At 33.9% G+C, this 23,705-nt stretch carries 20 protein-coding genes; 14 read left to right on the top strand and 6 right to left on the bottom strand.

Annotated features, from left to right (window positions below):
* Positions 1–91: 91 nt before the first annotated feature.
* The 11 genes from nirB to JVV30_RS04350 all read left to right on the top strand — a co-directional run bounded on the left by nirB (position 92) and on the right by JVV30_RS04350 (position 14,150).
* Positions 92–2,503 (top strand): nitrite reductase large subunit NirB, encoded by a 2,412-nt coding sequence (nirB, locus tag JVV30_RS04300; protein WP_204193534.1) that lies wholly within the window; start codon positions 92–94, stop codon positions 2,501–2,503.
* 3 nt (positions 2,504–2,506) lie between these two features.
* Positions 2,507–2,821: a nitrite reductase small subunit NirD gene (nirD, locus tag JVV30_RS04305; protein ID WP_011274977.1), complete on the top strand. Its 315-nt coding sequence runs from the start codon at positions 2,507–2,509 to the stop codon at positions 2,819–2,821.
* On the top strand, positions 2,812–3,756 hold the full coding sequence (cobA, locus tag JVV30_RS04310; RefSeq protein ID WP_204193536.1) for a uroporphyrinogen-III C-methyltransferase: 945 nt from the start codon (positions 2,812–2,814) through the stop codon (positions 3,754–3,756). Before nirD ends, cobA begins: the two co-directional genes overlap by 10 nt.
* 206 nt (positions 3,757–3,962) lie before the next feature.
* Positions 3,963–7,646, top strand: a complete 3,684-nt coding sequence (locus tag JVV30_RS04315; RefSeq protein WP_204193538.1) for a nitrate reductase subunit alpha — start codon at positions 3,963–3,965, stop codon at positions 7,644–7,646.
* Positions 7,636–9,189 (top strand): nitrate reductase subunit beta, encoded by a 1,554-nt coding sequence (narH, locus tag JVV30_RS04320; RefSeq protein WP_204193540.1) that lies wholly within the window; start codon positions 7,636–7,638, stop codon positions 9,187–9,189. Before JVV30_RS04315 ends, narH begins: the two co-directional genes overlap by 11 nt.
* Positions 9,182–9,757 (top strand): nitrate reductase molybdenum cofactor assembly chaperone, encoded by a 576-nt coding sequence (gene narJ, locus JVV30_RS04325; protein WP_053028699.1) that lies wholly within the window; start codon positions 9,182–9,184, stop codon positions 9,755–9,757. Before narH ends, narJ begins: the two co-directional genes overlap by 8 nt.
* Positions 9,750–10,433, top strand: a complete 684-nt coding sequence (gene narI / locus JVV30_RS04330) for a respiratory nitrate reductase subunit gamma (RefSeq protein WP_070854659.1) — start codon at positions 9,750–9,752, stop codon at positions 10,431–10,433. Before narJ ends, narI begins: the two co-directional genes overlap by 8 nt.
* Before the next feature lie 23 nt (positions 10,434–10,456).
* Positions 10,457–10,906 (top strand): nitrate respiration regulation accessory nitrate sensor NreA, encoded by a 450-nt coding sequence (gene nreA / locus JVV30_RS04335; RefSeq protein WP_053029050.1) that lies wholly within the window; start codon positions 10,457–10,459, stop codon positions 10,904–10,906.
* Positions 10,907–10,915: 9 nt separating this feature from the next.
* A complete protein-coding gene (nreB, locus tag JVV30_RS04340) occupies positions 10,916–11,950 on the top strand; it encodes a nitrate respiration regulation sensor histidine kinase NreB (RefSeq protein ID WP_053028697.1) in 1,035 nt (344 codons plus the stop codon).
* Positions 11,951–11,971: 21 nt separating this feature from the next.
* Positions 11,972–12,625, top strand: a complete 654-nt coding sequence (gene nreC, locus JVV30_RS04345) for a nitrate respiration regulation response regulator NreC (protein WP_011274985.1) — start codon at positions 11,972–11,974, stop codon at positions 12,623–12,625.
* Positions 12,626–12,992: 367 nt separating this feature from the next.
* Positions 12,993–14,150: a nitrate/nitrite transporter gene (locus JVV30_RS04350; protein ID WP_070854658.1), complete on the top strand. Its 1,158-nt coding sequence runs from the start codon at positions 12,993–12,995 to the stop codon at positions 14,148–14,150.
* A gap of 68 nt (positions 14,151–14,218) precedes the next feature.
* Here the strand turns inward: JVV30_RS04350 and JVV30_RS04355 are convergent, their stop codons facing one another.
* The gene (locus JVV30_RS04355) at positions 14,219–14,635 is read right to left on the bottom strand and encodes an Hsp20/alpha crystallin family protein (protein WP_053028695.1); all 417 of its coding nucleotides are present in this window, start codon (positions 14,633–14,635) and stop codon (positions 14,219–14,221) included.
* Between the two features lie 223 nt (positions 14,636–14,858).
* Positions 14,859–15,302: a MarR family winged helix-turn-helix transcriptional regulator gene (locus tag JVV30_RS04360; RefSeq protein WP_070854657.1), complete on the bottom strand. Its 444-nt coding sequence runs from the start codon at positions 15,300–15,302 to the stop codon at positions 14,859–14,861.
* 280 nt (positions 15,303–15,582) lie between these two features.
* On the opposite strand from JVV30_RS04360, the gene JVV30_RS04365 reads away from it, so the two are divergent.
* Together JVV30_RS04365 and JVV30_RS04370 are read left to right on the top strand one after the other, a co-directional pair.
* Positions 15,583–15,942, top strand: coding sequence for a DUF3139 domain-containing protein (locus JVV30_RS04365; protein ID WP_053028693.1), 360 nt, complete (start codon positions 15,583–15,585; stop codon positions 15,940–15,942).
* Positions 15,943–16,104: 162 nt separating this feature from the next.
* Positions 16,105–17,382, top strand: coding sequence for a cation:dicarboxylate symporter family transporter (locus tag JVV30_RS04370; RefSeq protein WP_053028692.1), 1,278 nt, complete (start codon positions 16,105–16,107; stop codon positions 17,380–17,382).
* A gap of 151 nt (positions 17,383–17,533) precedes the next feature.
* On the opposite strand, the gene JVV30_RS04375 is transcribed toward JVV30_RS04370, so the two are convergent.
* The 4 genes from JVV30_RS04375 to JVV30_RS04390 form a co-directional block, all read right to left on the bottom strand.
* A complete protein-coding gene (locus tag JVV30_RS04375; RefSeq protein ID WP_053028691.1) occupies positions 17,534–17,887 on the bottom strand; it encodes a DUF4889 domain-containing protein in 354 nt (117 codons plus the stop codon).
* 211 nt (positions 17,888–18,098) lie between these two features.
* Positions 18,099–18,521: a pyridoxamine 5'-phosphate oxidase family protein gene (locus JVV30_RS04380; RefSeq protein WP_053028690.1), complete on the bottom strand. Its 423-nt coding sequence runs from the start codon at positions 18,519–18,521 to the stop codon at positions 18,099–18,101.
* A gap of 67 nt (positions 18,522–18,588) precedes the next feature.
* Positions 18,589–20,694: an AraC family transcriptional regulator Rsp gene (rsp, locus tag JVV30_RS04385; protein ID WP_070854656.1), complete on the bottom strand. Its 2,106-nt coding sequence runs from the start codon at positions 20,692–20,694 to the stop codon at positions 18,589–18,591.
* Between the two features lie 1,010 nt (positions 20,695–21,704).
* On the bottom strand, positions 21,705–22,082 hold the full coding sequence (locus JVV30_RS04390) for a YbgA family protein (RefSeq protein WP_053028672.1): 378 nt from the start codon (positions 22,080–22,082) through the stop codon (positions 21,705–21,707).
* A 180-nt stretch (positions 22,083–22,262) separates the two neighbouring features.
* On the opposite strand from JVV30_RS04390, the gene JVV30_RS04395 reads away from it, so the two are divergent.
* Positions 22,263–23,705 carry a sucrose-specific PTS transporter subunit IIBC gene (locus JVV30_RS04395; RefSeq protein ID WP_204193542.1) on the top strand — a complete coding sequence of 481 codons (1,443 nt, stop codon included), beginning with the start codon at positions 22,263–22,265 and terminating at the stop codon, positions 23,703–23,705.

Consider the following 23,705-nt stretch of genomic DNA (forward strand, 5'->3'; position numbering starts at 1 on the left):
AGAAACAAATGTATAAATTCAAACATTTAATAATAACAAATATTGCAAATGGAAAATAAGTAAATTTTAAGTGATAAAAGGGGCATATTTTATGACTAAACAAAAATTAGTAATGATTGGAAATGGCATGGCAGGTTTAAGAACGATTGAAGAAATTCTCGAACGTTCTGATTCACAATTTGATATCACGATTATTGGTAAAGAACCTTACCCAAATTATAACAGAATTATGTTATCAAATATATTACAAAAGAAAATGACTGTTGAAGAAACAATCATGAATCCATATGAATGGTATGAAGAAAATAACATCGAGTTAATCGTTAATGATCCAGTGGAAACAGTTGATCGTTCCGCTCAAACGGTAACAACTTCAAAAGGTATTGTAGTTAAATATGATATCTGTATTTTTGCAACTGGTTCAAGTGCATTTGTATTACCTATACCTGGTTCAGATTTACCAAGTGTAATTGGTTGGAGAACAATCGAAGATACTGAACGTATGATTGACATCGCTAAAACGAAAAAAAGAGCAGTCGTCATTGGTGGCGGATTGTTAGGACTTGAATGTGCAAGAGGTCTTATGGATCAAGGCATGGAAGTTACAGTATTACATTTAGCAGAATGGCTAATGGAAATGCAGTTAGACCGTAAAGCTGGTGGTATGCTTAAAGCAGATTTAGAACGTCAAGGTATGAATATCGAGTTACAAGCAAACTCTAAAGAAATTATAGGTAAAGATGATGTTGAAGCGATTAGATTAGCAGACGGAAGAGTGATTGAGACGGATTTAGTAGTTATGGCAGTAGGTATCCGTCCATTTACGCAAGTCGCTCGAGACGCTGGCTTAGAAGTAAATAGAGGTATTGTCGTTAACGACTATTTACAAACATCAGATCCAAATATTTACGCTGTCGGTGAATGTTCAGAACATAATGGCAAAGTATACGGTTTAGTCGCACCACTTTATGAACAAGGTAAAGTATTAGCCGATTATTTAACTGGCAAAGAAACAGAAGGTTATAAAGGGTCTACAACATTCACTTCATTAAAAGTATCTGGATGTGATTTATACAGCGCAGGACAAATTGTTGAAAATGATAATGTCCATGGGATTGAAATTTTCAATAGTGTAGATAACATTTATAAAAAAGTGTACTTAAGTGAAGGTCAAGTTGTCGGAGCAGTGTTGTACGGTGATACTGATGATGGTTCAAGATTTTATAACATGATGAAAAAACATGAATCTTTAGAAGACTATACATTGGTTTCATTATTATACAAAGGTGGCGAAGAAGCGGTAACATCAATCGCTGACATGCCAGACGATGAAACGATTTGTGGTTGTAATGGTGTCGACAAAGGTACGATTGTGAATGCAATTACTACGAAAGGCTTAACTTCTGTTGACGAAGTTACAAAAGCAACTAAAGCAGGTAACTCTTGTGGTAAATGTAAAGGTCAAATCGGCGAATTATTACAATGTACATTAGGTGATGACTTTGTAGCAGCAAAACCAACTGGTATTTGTGCATGTACAGACTTAACACGCGACCAAATTGTAACGCAAATCAGAGCTAAAGGGCTTAAAACTTCTAAAGAAGTGCGTCATGTTCTCGATTTCAAAGATAAAAATGGTTGCCCTAAATGTCGACCAGCAATTAACTATTATTTAAATATGGTATATCCACATGATCACCAAGATGAAAAAGAATCACGATTCGCAAATGAACGTTACCATGCTAATATTCAAAACGATGGTACATTCTCTGTTATCCCACAAATGCGTGGTGGCGTAACAGATGCTGATCAATTGATTAGATTAGGCGAAGTTGCTAAAAAATACAACGTACCTTTAGTTAAAGTAACAGGTTCTCAACGTGTCGGTTTATACGGATTGAAAAAAGAAGAATTACCTCAAGTTTGGAAAGATTTAGGTATGCGTTCAGCTTCAGCCTATGGTAAGAAAACACGTTCTGTTAAAAGTTGTGTCGGTAAAGAATTCTGTCGATTTGGTACACAATATACTACACGCTTAGGTATTCGTTTAGAAAAAACATTTGAATATATCGACACACCACATAAATTTAAAATGGGTGTATCTGGTTGCCCACGTAGTTGTGTTGAATCTGGTGTTAAAGATTTCGGTGTTATCTCAGTAGAAAATGGATATCAAATTTATATTGGCGGTAACGGTGGTACAGACGTTACTGTAGGTAAATTGTTAACTACTGTTGAAACTGAAGATGATGTTATCCAATTATGTGGTGCATTAATGCAATATTATCGTGAAACAGGTATTTACGCAGAAAGAACGGCACCTTGGTTAAATCGTTTAGGCTTTGAAAACGTCAAAGAAGTGTTATTAGATCCTGAACGTCAAAAAGAATTATTCGATAGAATTATGGATGCTAAAAAAGCGATTGATGGACATGGCGAACCTTGGGAAGCAATCGTTGAAGATAAAGAAGCTCAAAAAATCTTTGAAGTTGAGAGGGTGTAAATGATGAAATCTATGGAAAAAGTTAAAGTAACGACATTAGAAGAATTAACACCATTAATTGGTAAAAAAGTAATTGTTGATGGTAAAGAAATTGGCATTTTCTTAACTGAAAGCGGAGACATTCATGCAATCAATAATATTTGTCCTCATAAACAAGGGCCTTTATCAGAAGGAACAGTGAGTGGTGACTATGTTTATTGCCCATTACATGATCAAAAAGTTGATTTAAGAAGTGGGGAAGTCCAAGAACCAGATACGGGATGTGTTGAAACATATCAAGTGGAAGTTATTGATGGAGACGTTTATGTATGTCTATAAATGAGAAAGCAAAGGTATATTTGATTGGTGCGGGTCCTGGGAATCCCAACCTTTTAACTAAAAAAGCAGAGCGATGCATTAAGAAAGCAGACGTTATTCTGTATGATCGTTTAGTTAATCCGCTTATCCTACAATATGCACCAGCTGACGCTGAAATCATTGATGTCGGTAAAAAACCTTATGCGAAACATATACAGCAAGATGAAATCAATTTGAAAATCGTTGAGGCTGCAAAACAATATCAAACGGTGATACGTCTTAAAGGTGGCGATCCAGCGATATTTGGTCGTGTTACTGAAGAAGTGAATACTTTAAAAGACTATGGCATTGACTACGAAATTATTCCTGGTGTCACTTCAGCAAGTGCAGCTGTTGCAACAATGGATTTAGGTTTGACATTGCGATCAGTAGCACCAAGTGTTACGTTTTCGACAGGCCATTTCAAAGATTCAATCAATCAAGAAACGGATATTCGTAATCTCATTAATGGTGGTACGTTAGCTATCTATATGGGAATTAAGCGATTAGGTCATATTATCAAACAAATCACTGCGTATACAACTGAAGATTATTCGATTGCAATTGTCTTTAATGTAACGTGTTATAACCAACGTGTTATTATTGGTAAATTAAGTACAATTGAACATCAATTACAACAACATGAACTTGAAGGTGAACCAGGAATCTGTATATTAGGCGCGATTGTTGATCATATCGATAAAGCACACGTCGTGTCACAAGAACGTGAACGCAATGTTGATGATACATTATATGTGATAAAAGGTTCTAAAGAAGATGCTTTATTAAAAGCAGAAGAAATGTCAGAAACAGGTTATCGCTGTTTAATAGACGTTGATGAAAGTTGCCATCCAACACAACAACAATTACATCAACAAATTATCAATGACAATAAAATTAAATATATTACTTGTTAAGTCATCCTTGCAGGAGTGGTACTACAAATTCTTAGAGAGTTAAGTACCACTGCCTGCTTTTTTATTTTTTAGGGATTCCCCCATTCAAATTAGGACATTCCCTAATACCTATCATATGTGAAAAATTGTACAATCATTATAAATTCAAAAGTAAAATGGCAAATCGGAATAAGTTAATACCTTTAACGGTAGGAGGATTCATATAGATGGGAAAATTTGGATTAAACTTTTTCAAACCAACTGAAAAATTTAATGGAAACTGGTCAGTTCTTGAGAGCAAAAGTAGAGAATGGGAAAAAATGTACCGTGAAAGATGGAGTCACGATAAAGTAGTTCGAACAACACATGGTGTTAACTGTACAGGATCATGTTCATGGAAAGTATTCGTAAAAAATGGTGTGATCACATGGGAGAACCAACAAATTGATTACCCAAGTTGTGGTCCTGATATGCCAGAATTTGAACCCCGTGGTTGTCCGCGTGGTGCATCATTTTCTTGGTATGAATATAGTCCACTTCGTGTGAAATATCCATACATTAGAGGAAAATTATTAGATTTATGGACAACTGCATTAGAAGAAAATAATGGTAACCGCATTGCTGCTTGGGCTTCAATCGTTGAAGATGAAGAGAAAGCGAAAATGTATAAACAAGCACGTGGTAAAGGTGGCCATGTTCGTGCTAACTGGAAAGATGTAACAGACATCATCGCTGCACAAATTTTGTATACCATTAAAAAGGATGGTCCAGACCGAATTGCTGGATTCACACCTATTCCAGCGATGTCAATGATTAGTTACGCAGCAGGTGCGAGATTTATTAATTTACTTGGTGGAGAAATGTTAAGTTTCTATGATTGGTATGCCGATCTACCACCTGCGTCACCACAAATTTGGGGAGAACAAACTGACGTACCAGAATCAAGTGACTGGTACAACGCTGCTTATATTATTATGTGGGGTTCAAACGTACCACTTACACGTACACCGGATGCGCACTTTATGACAGAAGTAAGATACAAAGGAACTAAAGTGGTTTCTGTAGCACCAGACTACGCAGAAAATGTTAAATTTGCAGATAACTGGTTAGCACCTAATCCTGGTACAGATGCAGCAGTAGCACAAGCGATGACACATGTTATTTTACAAGAATATTATCAAGATAATCCAAGTGATATGTTCATCAACTATTCAAAACAATATTCAGATATGCCTTTCATCATTATGTTAGATGAAGATGACAATGGTTATAAAGCAGGGCGATTTTTACGTGCAAGTGATTTAGGTATGGAAAGTGAAAATGGCGAATGGAAACCGGTCATTCACGATATCAATAGTCGTCAATTTGTAGTACCTAATGGCACAATGGGTCAACGCTGGGAAGAAGGCAAGAAGTGGAACTTAAAATTAGAAAATGAAGATGGTTCTAAGATTGATCCAGCAATGTCTATGGCGGAAGACACATATGAAATTAAAACGATTCAATTCCCTTACTTTGATAGTCAAGGTGATGGCATCTTTGAAAGACCGATTGCAGCTAGAAAAGTCACATTAGCTAACGGCAAAGAAGTGTATGTTGCGACGGTATATGACTTGATGACAAGTCAATATGGTATTAAACGATTTAACCATGAATTAGAAGCAACATCTTATGATGATGCAGATTCAAAATATACACCAGCATGGCAACAACGTGTAACAGGTATTAAACCAGAATTAGTGACACAAGTAGCAAGAGAGTTTGCGCAAAATGCTATTGATACAGAAGGGCGCTCAATGATTATCATGGGTGCGGGTATTAACCACTGGTTCAACTCAGATACGATTTATCGTGCGATTTTAAACCTAGTTCTATTATGTGGCTGTCAAGGTGTGAACGGTGGTGGCTGGGCACACTACGTTGGACAAGAAAAATGTCGACCAATTGAAGGATGGAATACTGTAGCCTTTGCTAAAGACTGGCAAGGACCACCTCGTTTACAAAATGGTACAAGTTGGTTCTATTTTGCAACGGACCAATGGAAATACGAAGAATCTAATGTTGATAAATTGAAATCACCACTCGCCAATAATATTAAACATCAACATCCAGCTGATTATAATGTTACGGCAGCGAGATTAGGTTGGTTACCATCTTACCCTCAGTTTAATAAAAACAGTCTATTATTCGGGGAAGAAGCCAAAGATGAGGGTGATGATTCAAATGAAGCTATTTTGAATAAAGCGATAGAATCTGTGAAAAACAAAGAAACGCAATTTGCGATTGAAGATCCAGATTTAAGAAAGAACCATCCAAAAACATTATTTGTTTGGCGTTCAAATTTAATTTCAAGTTCTGCTAAAGGACAAGAATACTTTATGAAACATTTATTAGGTACACGTTCAGGATTAATGGCTGAACCTAATGAAGAAGATAAACCAGAAGAAATTAAATGGCGTGAAGATACAGAAGGTAAATTAGATTTACTAGTATCGTTGGATTTCAGAATGACTGCGACACCATTGTACTCAGATATCGTCTTACCAGCAGCAACATGGTATGAAAAACATGACTTATCATCAACAGACATGCATCCATTCATTCATCCATTTAATCCAGCTATTGATCCATTATGGGAATCACGTTCAGACTGGGATATTTATAAAACATTAAGTAAAGCTGTTTCTGAAATGGCAAAAGATTATTTACCAGGTACATTTAAAGATGTTGTAACGACACCACTTGGCCATGACTCTAAACAAGAGTTGGGTTCTGAATACGGTATCGTTAAAGATTGGTCTAAAGGTGAAGTTGAAGCTGTTCCAGGTAAAACAATGCCAAACTTCGCAGTTGTAGAAAGAGATTACACTAAAATTTATGATAAATATGTGACTTTAGGCCCATTACTTGAAAAAGGAAAAGTTGGTGCACACGGCGTAAGCTTTAGTGTTAAAGACGAATATGAAGAACTTAAAAGTATGGTAGGTACTTGGAATGATGAAGATGCTGAATCAGTTAGAACTAATCGTCCACGTATCGATACAGCTAGAAAAGTAGCAGATGCCATCTTGAATATATCTTCAGCGACAAATGGTAAATTATCACAAAAATCATATGAAGATTTAGAAAATCAAACAGGTATGGAATTGAAAGATATTTCAAAAGAACGTGCATCAGAAAAGATTTCATTCTTAAATATCACGTCACAACCACGTGAAGTAATACCAACAGCTGTGTTCCCTGGTTCAAATAAAAATGGACGTAGATATTCACCATTTACAACCAATATAGAACGTCTTGTACCATTTAGAACACTCACAGGTAGACAAAGTTATTATATCGATCACGAAGTGTTCCAACAATTTGGTGAAAGCCTACCAGTTTACAAACCAACGTTACCACCAATGGTATTTGGTACGAGAGATAAGCAAGTTAAAGGTGGACAAGATGCATTAGTATTACGTTATTTAACACCTCATGGTAAATGGAATATTCACTCAACATATCAAGATAATGAACGTATGTTGACATTATTTAGAGGTGGCCCAGTCGTTTGGTTATCTAATGAAGATGCTGAAGAGCATGGCATCAATGATAATGATTGGTTAGAAGTATACAACAGAAACGGCGTTGTAACTGCAAGAGCTGTCACATCACACCGTATGCCAAGAGGCACAATGTTCATGTACCACGCACAAGATAAACATATTGAAACCCCAGGGTCAGAAATTACAGATACACGCGGTGGTTCACACAACGCACCAACAAGAATTCACTTAAAACCTACCCAACTTGTAGGTGGATATGCACAAATTAGCTATCACTTTAACTATTATGGACCAATTGGAAATCAACGTGACGTATACGTAGCAGTGAGAAAGATGAAGGAGGTAAATTGGCTTGAAGATTAAAGCGCAAATTGCAATGGTGTTAAATTTAGATAAATGCATAGGTTGCCACACTTGCAGCGTAACATGTAAGAACACTTGGACGAACCGTCCAGGTGCGGAATACATGTGGTTCAACAACGTAGAAACAAAACCAGGTGTCGGATATCCGAAACGATGGGAAGACCAAGAACATTATAAAGGTGGTTGGGTCTTAAATAAAAAAGGGAAATTAGAACTTAAATCTGGTAGTCGTTGGACAAAAATGGCGTTAGGTAAAATCTTTTACAACCCAGATATGCCACTGATTAAAGATTATTATGAACCATGGACATATAACTATGAACATTTAACAACTGCTAAAGAAGGTAAACATTCACCAGTGGCTAAAGCACACTCATTGATTTCTGGCGAAAAACTTAATCTCGAGTGGGGCCCTAACTGGGAAGATGACTTAGCTGGCGCTCATATTACTGGTCCAGAAGATCCAAATATCCAAAAAATCGAAGAAGATATTAAATTCCAATTTGATGAAACGTTCATGATGTATTTACCTCGTCTATGTGAACACTGCTTAAACCCTAGTTGCGTTGCGTCATGTCCTTCAGGTGCAATGTATAAACGTGATGAAGACGGTATCGTTTTAGTTGACCAAGATGCATGTCGTGGTTGGCGCTATTGTATGACAGGCTGTCCTTATAAAAAAGTGTACTTCAACTGGAAAACAAATAAAGCAGAAAAATGTACATTCTGTTTCCCAAGAATTGAAGCGGGATTACCAACTGTTTGTTCTGAAACATGTACAGGTAGAATGAGATATTTAGGTGTCTTATTATATGATGCCGATAGAGTTCATGAAGCAGCTTCAGCTGAAAATGAACAAGATTTATATGAAAAACAATTAGACATTTTCTTAAATCCATTTGATGAAGCAGTGATCGAACAAGCTGAAAAAGATGGCATAAGCTATGAATGGATTGAAGCAGCACAAAACTCACCAGTCTATAAATTAGCAATTGAATATAAATTAGCATTTCCTTTACACCCAGAATTTAGAACAATGCCTATGGTTTGGTATTGCCCACCATTGAGCCCAATCATGAGCTATTTCGAAGGTAAAAATGCTGGTCAAAATCCAGATATGATTTTCCCAGCAATTGAAGAAATGCGTTTACCAATCGAATACTTAGCAAATCTATTTACCGCTGGTGATGTTCAACCTGTTAAGGAATCACTACAAAAGATGGCAATGATGAGAAGCTACATGCGTTCACAAGTTACAGGTAAAGCGTTTGATACATCGAAATTAGAAAGACTTGGATTATCTGAAATTCAAACTAAAGATATGTATCGATTATTAGGTTTAGCGAAATATGAAGACCGCTTTGTTGTACCAACATCTCATAAAGAAACTTATTTAGATACGTATCATGCTCAAGGTAGTCAAGGATACGGTGGCGAGTACTTTGGTGATAATTGTGAGGGCTGTGGTGTTCCAGTAGGTTCAGGAAAAACAGGACAAGAAATTTATAATGAGAATTTCTATGGAGGTATTTTCCGTGATTAATTTACAACAATTTCATTATTATCAAGAAAGCTTTGGCTATATTGCACAGCAACTTAATTTTCCTGAGAAACTTACGTTTCATCCAAAAACATTTGAAGAAACGATTGAGCCATCACATCCTGGTTACGATGATTTAGTAAAATATAGAGAAATCATGCATCAATTCACACTATCAGAAATTAAAGCGATTTATACAGATACATTTGATTTCAATAAAAAATCACCACTCTATATGACTTATAACAAATTTGATACGCAAAAAGAGCGCGGACAAATGTTAGCCAAACTTAAAGTGTTATATGAAATGTTTGGTTTGAAAATGGTAGATAATGAGTTATCTGATTATCTACCGTTGATGTTGCAGTTCTTGCATGTAGCAACATGGCAAAACGATCCACGTGCTGAAGGAAATATTGAATTGGTTATTATGATTATTGAAGATGGTACGTATGAAATGGCCAATCAATTAGCGCAAGACAACAATCCTTATGCTTACGTGATACGTGCGTTAAGAAATACATTGAAAGCTTGCTTAGAAATTCCAAATGAGGTGACATCTCATGCTTAATCAATTTTTATGGATTATCTTTCCTTATTTGTGTGTAGCCATCTTTATTGTTGGCCACATTGCACGTTATAAATATGATCAGTTCTCATGGACTGCGAAATCTAGTGAATTCTTAGAAAAGAAACAATTAAAATGGGGTAGCTTATTATTCCATTTAGGTATCATTCCAGTATTTTTTGGTCACGTTGTAGGACTTGCGATACCAGCCAAATGGATTGATGGCCTAGGGGTTAGTGAAGAAATGTATCATTTTGGTGCTGTATACATTGGTAGTATCTTTGGTATAATGACGTTTATTGGTATGTTACTCTTAACAGCACGACGTATTACAATTAAAAATGTTAGAAAGCTAAGTTCAGCATCTGATATTTTTGTCAATTTTTTATTAATATTAATTATTTTCATGGGTTGTTATTCAACATTAGTTACGAATGCGGTGGTAAGTGACTTTGATTATCGTCAAACGATATCTATCTGGTTTAGACACTTATTTACTTTCTCACCTGATGCAAGCTTAATGACAGATGTGCCATTATCATTTAAAATTCACATCTTACTAGGATTTACAATTTTAGCTTGCTGGCCATTCACACGTTTAGTACATGTATGGAGTGTGCCACTATCGTATACTAATCGCAGATATATTGTTTATCGTAAACATAAAACACGTTCATGAGTATGAGAGGAGATTCAAATGTGATTACGACCACTCCAGTTTTTAAGAAACAGGATTTCCAACAACAATTGAATGATCTAAGGGTTAACGAAGGCTACGATTTTGCAGGTGTAGCATTATATGAACACCATAATAGTTCAGCGCCTATTAAATGGCATTATGTCTCAGGCAATACGAATCAACGTTATAAAATGATTATCTTACGTAAAGGCCGTGGCTTAGCGGGTATGGTTATGAAGACTGGTAAACGAATGATTATTGACGACGTTGCTTCAAGTTTATCACCTGAAGATAAGATTAAATATCCTATTTTAATTGCTGAAGACTTGACAGCAATGGTTGCGATTCCATTATGTTACAATAATCAAGTATATGGCGTCTTACTCTTAGGTCAAAGAGATGGTAAGGCGTTACCTGATTATGAAACGTTGGATATTCATGGTAAGCTATGGACATTTTCAGAAGAAATGTAGGTGATCCTAATGTTGGATGTTTATAATCTCGATTTAGAGAACTTACTAAAAAAATATTATGAAAAAACGAACGAAAAAATCGTCTTTGTGAATAAAGATGGTAAAGTTATTGCCATGAATGATGCTGCTGAAGAAATCATTTCAAAGGACAATAACTACAGTGCTATGACGAATGCAATATGTAATCGTTGTGAAGGTTACTCTAATGAATTTGCATTACAAAGTTGTATTAATTGTTATTTAGATACAACAAAGCCGAATGATATGAACTTCCAAGTGTTCATGAAGACTGTGGATAATAAGATTCAACCTTTTACAGCGTCTTATCAATGTATTGATGAAGAGGCTCAAATCTATGCCTTTACATTACAAGACATATCACCACAAATTCAGCGTCAAGAAAAAATGTATCAACGTCAAATGTTACGTAAAACGATTGCCGCACAGGAGAACGAAAGAAAACGTATTTCTAGAGAACTACATGACAGTGTTGTTCAAGAAATGTTAAATGTAGATGTTGAGTTGAGGTTGTTAAAATATCAACAAGATATGTCACAACTGATTGAGAAATCTGAGCACATTGAAGTTTTAATGTCTAATTTAATTAATGACATTCGAAACATGTCAGTTGAACTAAGACCTTCATCACTCGATGATTTAGGATTGGAAGCGGCTTTTAAATCGTATTTCAAGCAATTAGAACAAAATTATGGATTTAACGTTGTGTATCAATCAAATATTCAAAATCAACGTTTCGATAGTGAAATTGAAACCGTCGTTTATCGAGTAGTTCAAGAGGCAATATTTAATGCATTGAAGTATGCTGGCGTATATGAAGTAGATGTGTCTGTCCAACAAACGCCAGAGGGTCTTATCGCAGAAGTGATTGATAGAGGTAATGGTTTTGATCCTAATTTGAAACCACAAGGCACTGGGTTAGGATTATATGGTATGAACGAAAGAGCAGAACTTGTCAAAGGGTCAGTGAACATTGAAACGCACATTGGCAAGGGGACAATTATAACGTTAGAAGTACCAGTTTAAAGTAAGTTAGGGGAATATAAAGTGAAGATTGTAATCGCAGACGATCACGCAGTCGTTAGAACAGGATTTTCAATGATATTAAACTTTCAAGAAGATATGGAAGTTGTTGCAACCGCTGCTGATGGGGGAGAGGCTTATCAGAAAGTGATGGAACATAAACCAGATGTCTTAATTATGGATTTAAGTATGCCACCTGGTGAATCTGGTTTAATAGCGACAAGTAAGATATCAGAAAGCTTTCCAGAAACTAAAATCTTAATATTAACGATGTATGATGATGAAGAATATCTGTTCCACGTTCTTCGTAATGGCGCTAAAGGCTATATTTTAAAAAATGCACCTGACGAACAGTTATTGTTAGCAGTTCGCACAGTTTATAAAGGTGAAACCTATGTAGATATGAAGTTGACGACATCGTTAGTTAATGAATTTGTGAATCATAAGCATTCAGATGACGTATCTACGAATGATCCTTTTAAAATTTTATCTAAAAGAGAACTAGAAATCTTACCGCTCATTGCTAAGGGGTATGGCAATAAAGATATTGCCGAAAAGTTGTTTGTGTCGGTTAAAACGGTCGAAGCACATAAGACACATATTATGACGAAACTGGATTTAAAATCTAAGCCCGAGTTAGTTGAATATGCATTGAAAAAGAAATTGTTGGATTTTTAATTACATTTACATCTCTAAAAACGAATGTGTTATAGGTAAAAACATCATTTAAGCTACATAGCAAATGCGCAGTAGCTAACTGAATTGAGACGGTTCTTAAATTAAGCTGTTCTCAAATCTAATCATCCTTAAGAGGCTAGGAAGTCGAATTCGAGAAGAATTCCATCCTGGCCTCTTTATTTATGTTTATTTTGGGATAGAAAATATAGGGGGATTCCCCGGCAGTATAAGGGAATGTCCTTATGTTCATTTTTTCACAAATCTACTAAAATTTAAATGTAATCAGTAATGTGATTGAAATATAAATTTTTGACCTCTTTTATATAACAATTACTGATAAAGAAAATGAAATGATGAAGGTGAAAAAATGTATAAGACAAAAGGTGGCTTTCAACTTACATTACAAACGTTAAGTCTTGTAGTAGGATTCATGGCGTGGAGTATCATTTCTCCATTAATGCCGTATATCTCACAAGATATTAAAGTTAATCCTGGTCAGTTATCAATTATACTGGCAATTCCGGTTATATTAGGTTCAATACTACGCGTACCATTTGGCTATTTAACGAATGTTATCGGCGCAAAATGGGTATTCTTCTGTAGTTTTGTCGTTCTATTATTCCCAATATTCTTTTTAGGACAAGCACAAACACCAGGCATGTTAATGCTATCAGGATTCTTTTTAGGTGTTGGTGGCGCGATTTTCTCAGTTGGTGTAACGTCTGTACCAAAATATTTCTCAAAAGATAAAGTAGGACTTGCGAATGGTATTTACGGTATGGGTAACATTGGTACAGCAGTATCATCATTCTTAGCACCACCGATTGCAGGTATTATTGGTTGGCAAACAACAGTAAGAAGTTATTTGATTATCATTGCTATTTTTGCCGTTTTAATGTTCATTTTTGGTGATAAAAATGAACCAAAAGTGAAAGTACCTTTAGCATCTCAATTTAAAAAATTATCATCAAATTACAAATTATATTATTTAAGTCTATGGTATTTTATTACATTTGGTGCTTTTGTAGCATTTGGATTATTCTTACCTAACTACTTAGTAAATAATTTTGGTATTGATAAAGTAGATGCAGGGATTCGATCAGGTGTATTTATAGCTTTAGCTACATTCTTGAGACCGGTCGGAGGGATTCTTGGAGATAAGTTTAATGCGGTTAAAGTACTAATGATTGACTTTATCGTTATGGTTATAGGTGCCGTTATTTTAGGCATTTCAAGTCATATTGCATTATTTACGATTGGTTGTTTAACAATCAGTATCTGTGCAGGTTTAGGTAATGGTTTAATATTTAAACTCGTGCCTTCATACTTTGCAAATGAATCTGGTGCAGCTAATGGTATTGTTTCAATGATGGGTGGTTTAGGCGGATTCTTCCCACCACTAGTGATTACTTACGTAACAGGATTAACAGGTTCAAGTCATTTAGCGTTTATTCTTTTAGCAATATTTGGTATCTTAGCATTTATTACAATGGGACACTTATATAAAAAAGAATACGCAAAATAAGTTTATACATTCATAAGAGCAATACAAGGCTAATGATAGCTTTGTATTGCTCTTTAATATATCATTGATTATTCTACTGTAATTGTAGTCGACTGATCTTGTGCACTTACTTCTTTAGGTAAAGTAACGACTAAAATGCCATCTTCATAGCTTGCTTTAATTTGTGATTTATCAATATCATTAAATTCGAAATGTCTGACTAGCTCGCCACTTGCACGTTCATTTAATTGGACGCTACCTGTTTGTTCTGATACATGCTTTTGTACTTTAATTGTTAGTGCAGAATGCTCAAATTTAAGTTCAATTTCTGATTTATTAACGCCTGGTAATTCAGCTTCTAATACATACTGGCTTGATTGATTATAAATATTTGTTGGGAAGCTTTTTGATGAAAATTGATTGAATACTTGTTCTCCTAAATCACGAAATACATCTTTTGGGTTATTTTTAAAAATGGATTGATCGAAAAAATCTCTATTATTCATACGATTGTCTCTCCTTTATTTAAGTAAGCATAGTATAGTTGTAAAATGCTACTTTTAAAGTACATTATAGTAACAGAGACGATGAACGTAAAGCGAAAGGTATTATAGAACAGGAGAAGAAGATAGTGGTGTGGAATAAGAAATACATGGCAAAAGTTCTATTATGTATAAAGCCTAGTCATTGCGATAAATAAGTAGTTCATGCTTTTGCCATGATTAAATATTAGTTAGCTGTATAGTCGAAGTTTTTTGAAATAACATGTTTTAAGCTATTAACGAGCTCTTCGTTTTCTTCATGTGTAATATCAAAATCATCAAAGACTTGGTCAGAGATAGCTTCCAACGTTGGTTTAATATTAATACCATTTTCAGTGAGGGTAATTTGAAGATTTCGTTCATCTTCTTTTTCACGCATACGTTGTACATAGCCTTTTTTCTCTAATTTCTTTAAGAGAGGTGTAAGTGTTCCAGAATCTAAAAAGACACGACGTCCAAGTGATTTAATATTTATTTTTTCATCATTTTCGATAGCCATGATGACCATAAAGCTTGTATATGTTAAATCATGCTTTTTTAAATAGTGAGTATATTTTTTTATGACTTCTTTAGAAGTAACATATAATAAAAAACATAATTGATTACTTAAATAACTGTCCTTTACATACATATATTTCCCCCTTAACTTATTTAAAGATAGTATGAACTAAAAGTATTGTCAAGCCCGTTATCATAGTATTCTATGGACTTTTCAAGTCATTTAAACGTTATTTCAAAGTACATCTACATAAAGGGTGTAAGTGTAGATTTATTTTGAATTAGAGATAAATTGTTAGGCTATTTTGTTACAGAAATATAGAAATACTTTAAAATTTTCTAACTATCATTCATAATAATTTAGATAGTGATTAAATATGTTGAGACTAGGTTGTGTGCAAAGGAGTTTCAAAATGAGTAAAAAACAAAAATGGATTAGAATTTGTATTATTTTAGCTATTTCATTAGTAGTAGCAATCGCTTTCTTTTTTGCAATGAAAACATATCAAGGCCACAGAAACATTAAAACGGTTGATAGTTATTTAGAGCAAAGGAATTTAACTGATAAAATTAAATCAGAGGAGACACTTTATAGTGCCAAAAAGGGTGTTTATTACAAAGAAGTTGTATTTAAAGATGAACCGCATATGACTTATGTCATTCAACCAATTGGTACGCGTAAAGGTATCTTTGCAGAGGGCTTTGATACTGAAACTAAAAAAAGTATTAAAGATGCGAAATATAATGATTTCGATCAAAATTTTAAACCATAGCATTTGATTATAAAGCTGTATTTAGACGTTATGACACTGTCTATGTACAGTTTTTTTGTGCTATTGGATGCGTGTGTGGTAGCGTGAGCTATTAAAAAATTTATATCCCAATTTATAATTATCTGATATAATTAAGCGATGTCAGATGAAGGGGGTTCCAACATGGCTCTGTTCAAGAGAAAAATTAGTTTGCCGATGCAAGTTATCATCGCATTGGTACTAGGTGTAGTTGTAGGTTTATTATTATTTGGACAAGATAACATAGCAAATTATATTAAACCTTTCGGTGACGTTTTCTTAAATTTAATTAAAATGATCATCATCCCAATTGTATTCTGTGCTTTAGCATTATCTATTTCTAACTTAGGGGATTCAAAGAAGATAGGTAGCTATGGATGGAAAGCAATTCTTTACTTTGAAATTATAACGACAATCGCAATTGCTTTAGGACTTGTTATTGGTAATTTATTCAAACCAGGTGCTGGTTTAGATCCAACGAAATTACCTAAAGGCGATATTTCTAAATATCAATCATCTGCATCAGCTGCAGAACAATCTACATATGGCAATCACTTTATTGATACCATTGTAAACATTGTACCAACAAACATATTTGAAGCATTAACTAAAGGTGAATTATTACCAATCATCTTCTTCGCAGTATTCTTTGGTTTAGGATTAGCTGCAATCGGTGAAAAAGCAGATCCTGTAAAAGGTTTCTTAAACGGAACACTTGAAGCAGTTTTCTGGATGATTAATAAAATTTTAAAATTAGCACCAATTGGTGTATTTGCATTTATTTGTACAACAGTAATGACGTTTGGAGCAGCTGCTTTAATTCCGTTATTAAAATTAGTACTTGTAGTTGTGTTCGCAATGGTATTCTTTGTTATCATCGTTCTTGGTATTGTAGCAAGAATGTGCGGTATAAGTATCTTCTCAATTATTAAAATTTTGAAAGATGAATTATTATTAGCCTTCTCTACTTCTAGTTCAGAAGCAGTATTACCAGTTATGATGAAGAAAATGGAAAGATTCGGGGCACCTAAAGATGTCACATCTTTCGTTATTCCAATTGGTTACTCATTTAACCTTGATGGATCAGCGCTATACCAATCTATCGCAGCGTTATTCGTTGCACAAATGTATGGCATCCATTTATCGATTTCAGAGCAAATTATCTTAATGGTAACGTTGATGGTTGCCTCTAAAGGTATGGCTGGGGTACCAGGCGTTTCAATCGTAGTATTATTAACGACATTAGGTGCGATGGGCTTACCAGCACAAGGTCTTGCATTAATTATCGGTGTAGACCGTTTATTAGACATGGTTCGTACATGTGTAAACGTAATAGGTAATGCATTATCAGCTATTGTTATCTCTAAATGGGAAAAGGTTTATGACAAAGAACAAGGTAAAAAGTATTTACAATCAATTTAAAAAAAGAAATCTGACATTTTTTGTACCGAGCGAATGCGTTCGGTACTTTTTTTCTACTTGAAAGCATCAATGATTTGTATTGGAGCACAACTATTGCATAAAAAAACTGCCAACGAAGCAATGGGCTTCATTGGCAGTCATCTATGACCATTTACATACCTTTCATATCATGCATTTCATGAATTTTCATCATTAATCCATGTGGTACATCATCATGATCAACTTTAGATACTCTTGAGAATTTATCTGATCCTTTTTCTTTAACTAAAAATACAAAGTCGCCTTTTTTGACATTCGCTTTGCTATCAGAAGGTAATTCGATATTCTTTTCAACTTTTTCAGTTTGTTCATTGACCATTTTATCAATTGTATGGTCATTCTTCATATAGCCATAGTAGGTTTCTTTTTGACCACCCGTCATCATCATGACCACTAAAACAATACATACAATAAGCATGATAGCAATCAGTGCAATACCAATACCTAAACCCTTTTTATTTTTCATGTTATAGACTCCTTTAAAAAGTTCTATCTCTTTTATACAGAAAATAGTATTAAATTGCAATAAAATAATAAACGATATTAAATTGAACACGCAATGAATCATATCAATGACACAAAGATGTTGAATTAATAAAATTGACAAAAAAAGAGCGGAACGGAATTCATTTTGGAATTCATCGTCCCACACTCAAATTCATAATACACTTTCTAAATTACACAGTAATCGTTACAGGCGTATCGACATCGTCATCGTTCATTAATGTTATCGTTTTAGGAACGACTTTAAGTACACATAATTTAGGATCTTCTTTTGAGTCAAAGAAAGTCTTATCTTGTCTTTCCCATAACCAGTCAATCACTTTTTGATCTTCCACGACTTCAATATTAGCTTCTATTTCAACAAAACTATTGTTTGTTGTTTCATTGTAACCTAACAAAATATATGCGCTAGGATTATGTTTAATCTCTTCAACTTTAGTGCTTTCAGTACTTGTTTTCGTATATAAAGTTAATTCGTCATTATAAAAGACCATGTAACGACTGTTTGGTTTATTATTGTAAGCAGTAGACAATACACCAACTTTAGAAGTGTCTAACACTTTTTCAATTGCTTGAATCGCTTGTTGTTGTTCCACAATCATCATCTCCTTAGTTTACATATATCCTAAATAACGTATGTCTAAACTCATATCAGCGTGAATACTATGAAGGTTTAATACAAATATATTTAACTTCGTCATGTTTAAGTGTTACTTGAAATGCTGCATAATCCTTTTCTTGGATTAATAATTCTGTTTTAGGATGGTTGCATTGATCTAGTTGTTGAATGATATCTTTTTCAATATACACATCACGTTTATCTTGAGGAATTAAATGCTGTATTGAGCCGTATTCATTATTAAGTGTATTGACTATGAAGAGTGTATTTTCTTTAAAATCATTTTCAAAAATATAATGCTGTTGACTATCTGATAAATAGCGATCATTAATTTTGTTGAAAAGTATCAAATGATAATCACCATCTTTATAGCACATTAAATAATTGTTGGCGATTTGAAACGACTCATTACTAAATGTAGCGACAAAACGATATAAATGCATGATAGGTAGCAGACTACCATGACTGTTAAATAAGGAAATATACATTGGATCAGTTTCTATTAATTTGTAACACACGCCGCCACCATGTCTCATTAATTGATACAAATGACAAACGATATCTGATAATTGAAGTGACTGTGTACCATTATTGGTGTATTTGAAACATTTCAATGATAAATTACTATAAATAAATTGTGTGGAAGGGATATTCGATCCTTCTATGAAACGTAAATAATTTTCGAAGTGTGTAGATGAATGAGTGAAGCCGCGTTGTTTATCAATTAACACATTTTTGGTATCGATATTTTCAATATCTACAAAATAAAAATCAAAATTCATACGGTGCATAATATCATAGGTTTCTTGTAATGAACCTGTTTGTCTTAATAAACCGTCCACCATCAAACTAAATTTGATAGCGCGGTTTTTATTTTTAAGTTTAAGGTGTGCAAGGTGAATATCATGGACAGACATTGTTTCAGTATCAAATACAAGCATAAATTTCACTAATTTTTTATTCCATTTATAATCTCGGTTATTTTGTAAGAAAATCATAATCAATTGATATATCATCTTAAATTCTTGATTGTTTTTAATTGTCACTGCCAGTCTAATATTTTTTTCGAATAATTTTTCAAAGCAACGATTTAATAAATTTAAATTTGTATGCCGGCCTACCATGTCACTGACATCATTAATTAAGATTGCTGGTCTAGGTAAATAGGATAAATCAATATCAAAGTAATCATTAAATACAAATTGAAAGAGTTCATTGATGTTTTGAAAATCAATAAAAGCAGTAGAAAATTGAGTTTGGTCTTTCGGATTGTAATGGGCCATATTGATTTGTGTTGTTTCTGTCGTTAAGTAATCGGTAAATTCAAATTGTGAAATTAAATTTAAAATTGATTGACTGACTGAACTACGTATTGCGATTGAAGGTAATGGTTCTAATTGATTTAACTTTGTACGAAATTGCTTAGGACTCACATCAAGATGTTTTTTAAATTGGTTAGTGAAATTGGTGTGGCTACTAAAACCTGACAATTCAGAAATGGTTGTAATGGAATGATTCGTTGTCATTAATAAACGGACGGATTGATTAACTTTTAAACTCGTATAATAATCTTTGAAATTGACATTCAACAAGCGTGCAAATAGATTAGAACAATACGATTCTGAAATCAGTGCATGTTGTGCGATATCGATTAGAGATAAATGAGATGTAATGTTGTCATTAATATATAGAACGATGTTAGATAATAATTGATTATCAATGGACATGGTTGGTACATATAATGTTGCATTTCTCACTACAGCTTCCTTATATAATGTGCGGATAATTTTAGACATTGTCTCACTATCTTGTGCTTCATTGTTTGAATAATTAGAAACACATTGCAAAATTTGAGATTTTATAAAATGATTTGACTGTAATAAATGCCGATCAAAATAACAGTTAAAGAAATCGTTATCTTCTATATAGAAATAAGCGATAGGTATCTTTAACTCAATTAAATCATTAGCATGATTGATATTATAGAAATCCCCTTGGTTGACGATGGCAATATGATTATGGATTTCTGTCTTGCTGCCATTGATAGTCATCGTCAATTCATTTGTTAAAGAAAAATATAAAATCACATAATTAATATTACGTAATGGGGCGGTTGATAAATGTTCATGTAATCGAAGGGAATTACTCATATTTGTTGTTCTCCTAGCTTTTTATATTTATGTGCTAAACAATACGACTCAATTGAATTGTGAATAATAAAAGTAATTATAAATTAAAAGTAAGAAAAAATTAATAACTAAAAATAAAAAAATTTCGCTACTATCTTGTGAAAGCGATAAAAATTTTCTCTTAGAAGCAACTTAATTAAAAGATTGAAAATATAGCGTCGCTTATTTGGAAAATTTTAATAGCGTAGAACAACTTAATTTAAGGCATACTATATATAGATTTCGCGATAGCTTTAATTAAATACCATTCTCATTGATTTAGTTAATAATTACGAAATCATATATTTATTAATTCTGTATCAACATCATGACATCACAACATAAAATATTGATACATCAAGATAAGCTTATAATTAAATGATTGAGATTAAAATCTGCCATCACATTCATGTTAATGATGCATATACAATCAACAACTTAAACTTATCACTTCTATATGACGTTAAGACATAACATCATGAAATTTCCATCCTACACAATTGAAGTTTATTATAACTTTATAGGTCATATAGAAGTTTTGCTCATGAACAGCACGATTAAACAACAAGACCGAATACGAGCACGAATAAGTGAAATAACAGTCAGACATCACAACTTAGATTTATACATCATAGAATAAGAAATGTATATGTGTCATTAGCACAGGTATTAGCAGTAGCATGCTAGTGTATATTATTAAGGAGCCTAACTCCCCCCAATTACTAAATCACTAATGCATAAGCAACAGTTTTTATATCTATTTTCCTTAAATATACAGATTTAATTATAAGTGAAACCATCAAGAATAATATTTTTCAGAAAAACAGAATTAATTTTAAAAAAGTTGGGACAACATTTACGTCGTCTCAACTTTTTTTATAGAATTAAGAACACAACAAACGTGTTTTGAACTATAGCCGAATGACACATGATCATGCCTAGTTAACGGTATTGAAATGCTATGTAACGCAAGTCAAGCTCAACATGATTCGCTATGCTTCTATATTAAGAAGCGTACTATTTTGTAAGTAGGACACATGATATTTATCGGCTAAATGTTTTAAAAATATTAACAAATCAGTGCTCTGAATGATGTCTTGATTAAAATCAGCTTTAAGCTTGGCTGCGCGCTCTTTTTCAAGGTCATTTGCTTTATGTTTGAAATATCCCCACATATGATCATAAGCATTTATAATCGTTCCATGTGTTGGTGTTGTGTTAAGTGCGTCATCAATTGCCTGCTGAACGTCTGATAAAGTAGGGGACTGTTTAAGCAGTTCGCGAATAGCATTATAATGTTGTTGACTATGGTATAACACATTATATTTTTCTTCGCGCCATAATTTTTCGATATAGCCACGTTCTTTCATCAAATATCGCCTCGTTTACTAAATGTTGTATCGTCATTTATTTCGTTCCCGAAAGTTTATATCATGAACCTTAAATATGAACAAATAGTGAAAATAAAAAAGCGTATTGCGTTATTTTTTGGAACCGGTTACAATTAAATTAATAAATAGAACCGGTTCCATTCAATAGGAGGGAAAGTAATGAACTATAAAAAGTCAGCTGAAGATATTCTTGAGGCTATAGGCGGTGAAGACAATTTAGATGCAATGGCGCACTGCGCGACAAGATTAAGACTTGTGCTTAACGATGAAAGTAAGGTAGATGAAGATGCTTTATCAAACATGGATGTTGTTAAAGGAACATTCTCAACGGGTGGTCAATACCAAATTATTATTGGCTCGGGTACGGTTAATAAGGTGTTTAATGAACTTGAACATATAACTGGTAAAGAAGCTTCAACAACGTCAGATGTAAAAGATAAATCAACGCAAAATATGAATCCATTACAGCAATTCGTGAAGATGCTCTCAGATATTTTTGTTCCTATTATTCCAGCCATTGTAGCTGGTGGGTTATTAATGGGGATTAATAATATATTAACTGCACCTGATCTCTTTTATGATCATCAATCGTTGATAGATGTTCATAGTCAATTTGCTGGCTTAGCAGATATGATTAATATTTTTGCGAATGCACCGTTTACGCTGTTACCTATACTAATTGGATTTAGTGCAGCGAAACGCTTTGGAGGTAACCCTTTCTTGGGTGCAGCACTAGGTATGATTCTCGTACATCCATCATTAATGAGTGCTTATGATTTTCCTAAAGCTGTAGAAGCGGGTAAAGCCATTCCACATTGGGACTTGTTTGGTCTACATATTAATCAAGTCGGTTATCAAGGACAGGTATTACCAATGTTGGTGGCTGCCTACATTTTAGCTACGATTGAAAAAGGATTACGAAAAGTGATTCCTACAGTATTAGATAATTTATTAACACCATTATTATCTATATTAGTAACAGCCTTTCTAACATTCTTATTTGTAGGTCCAATAACTAGACAACTTGGGTATTGGTTATCAGATGGCTTAACATGGTTATATGACTTTGGTGGTGCCATTGGTGGATTTATCTTTGGCCTATTCTATGCACCAATTGTTATTACAGGTATGCATCATAGTTTTATTGCTGTAGAGACAACGTTAATTGCTGATCAAGCGAAAACAGGTGGATCATTTATCTTCCCAATCGCAACAATGTCTAACGTGGCACAAGGTGGTGCGGCACTCGCAGCATTTATCATCATTAAAAATAATAAAAAGTTAAAAGGTGTTGCCTCAGCAGCAGGTGTTTCAGCATTGTTAGGAATTACAGAGCCAGCGATGTTTGGTGTGAATCTTAAATTAAGATATCCATTTATTGGCGCAATTATTGGTTCTGCTATAGGCTCGGCTTATATTTCATTCTTTAAAGTTAAAGCCATCGCTTTAGGTACAGCAGGATTACCAGGGTTTATTTCAATTAATCCAGCACACGCAGGGTGGTTACATTACTTTGTTGGTATGCTGATTGCCTTTATTGTATCTGTAGCGATAACATTTATTTTATCCCGACGAAACGCTTATCGAGCTACCGCTAAATAA

Source organism: Staphylococcus sp. GDY8P47P (genome assembly GCF_016892225.1).
Taxonomy (GTDB): domain Bacteria; phylum Bacillota; class Bacilli; order Staphylococcales; family Staphylococcaceae; genus Staphylococcus; species Staphylococcus borealis.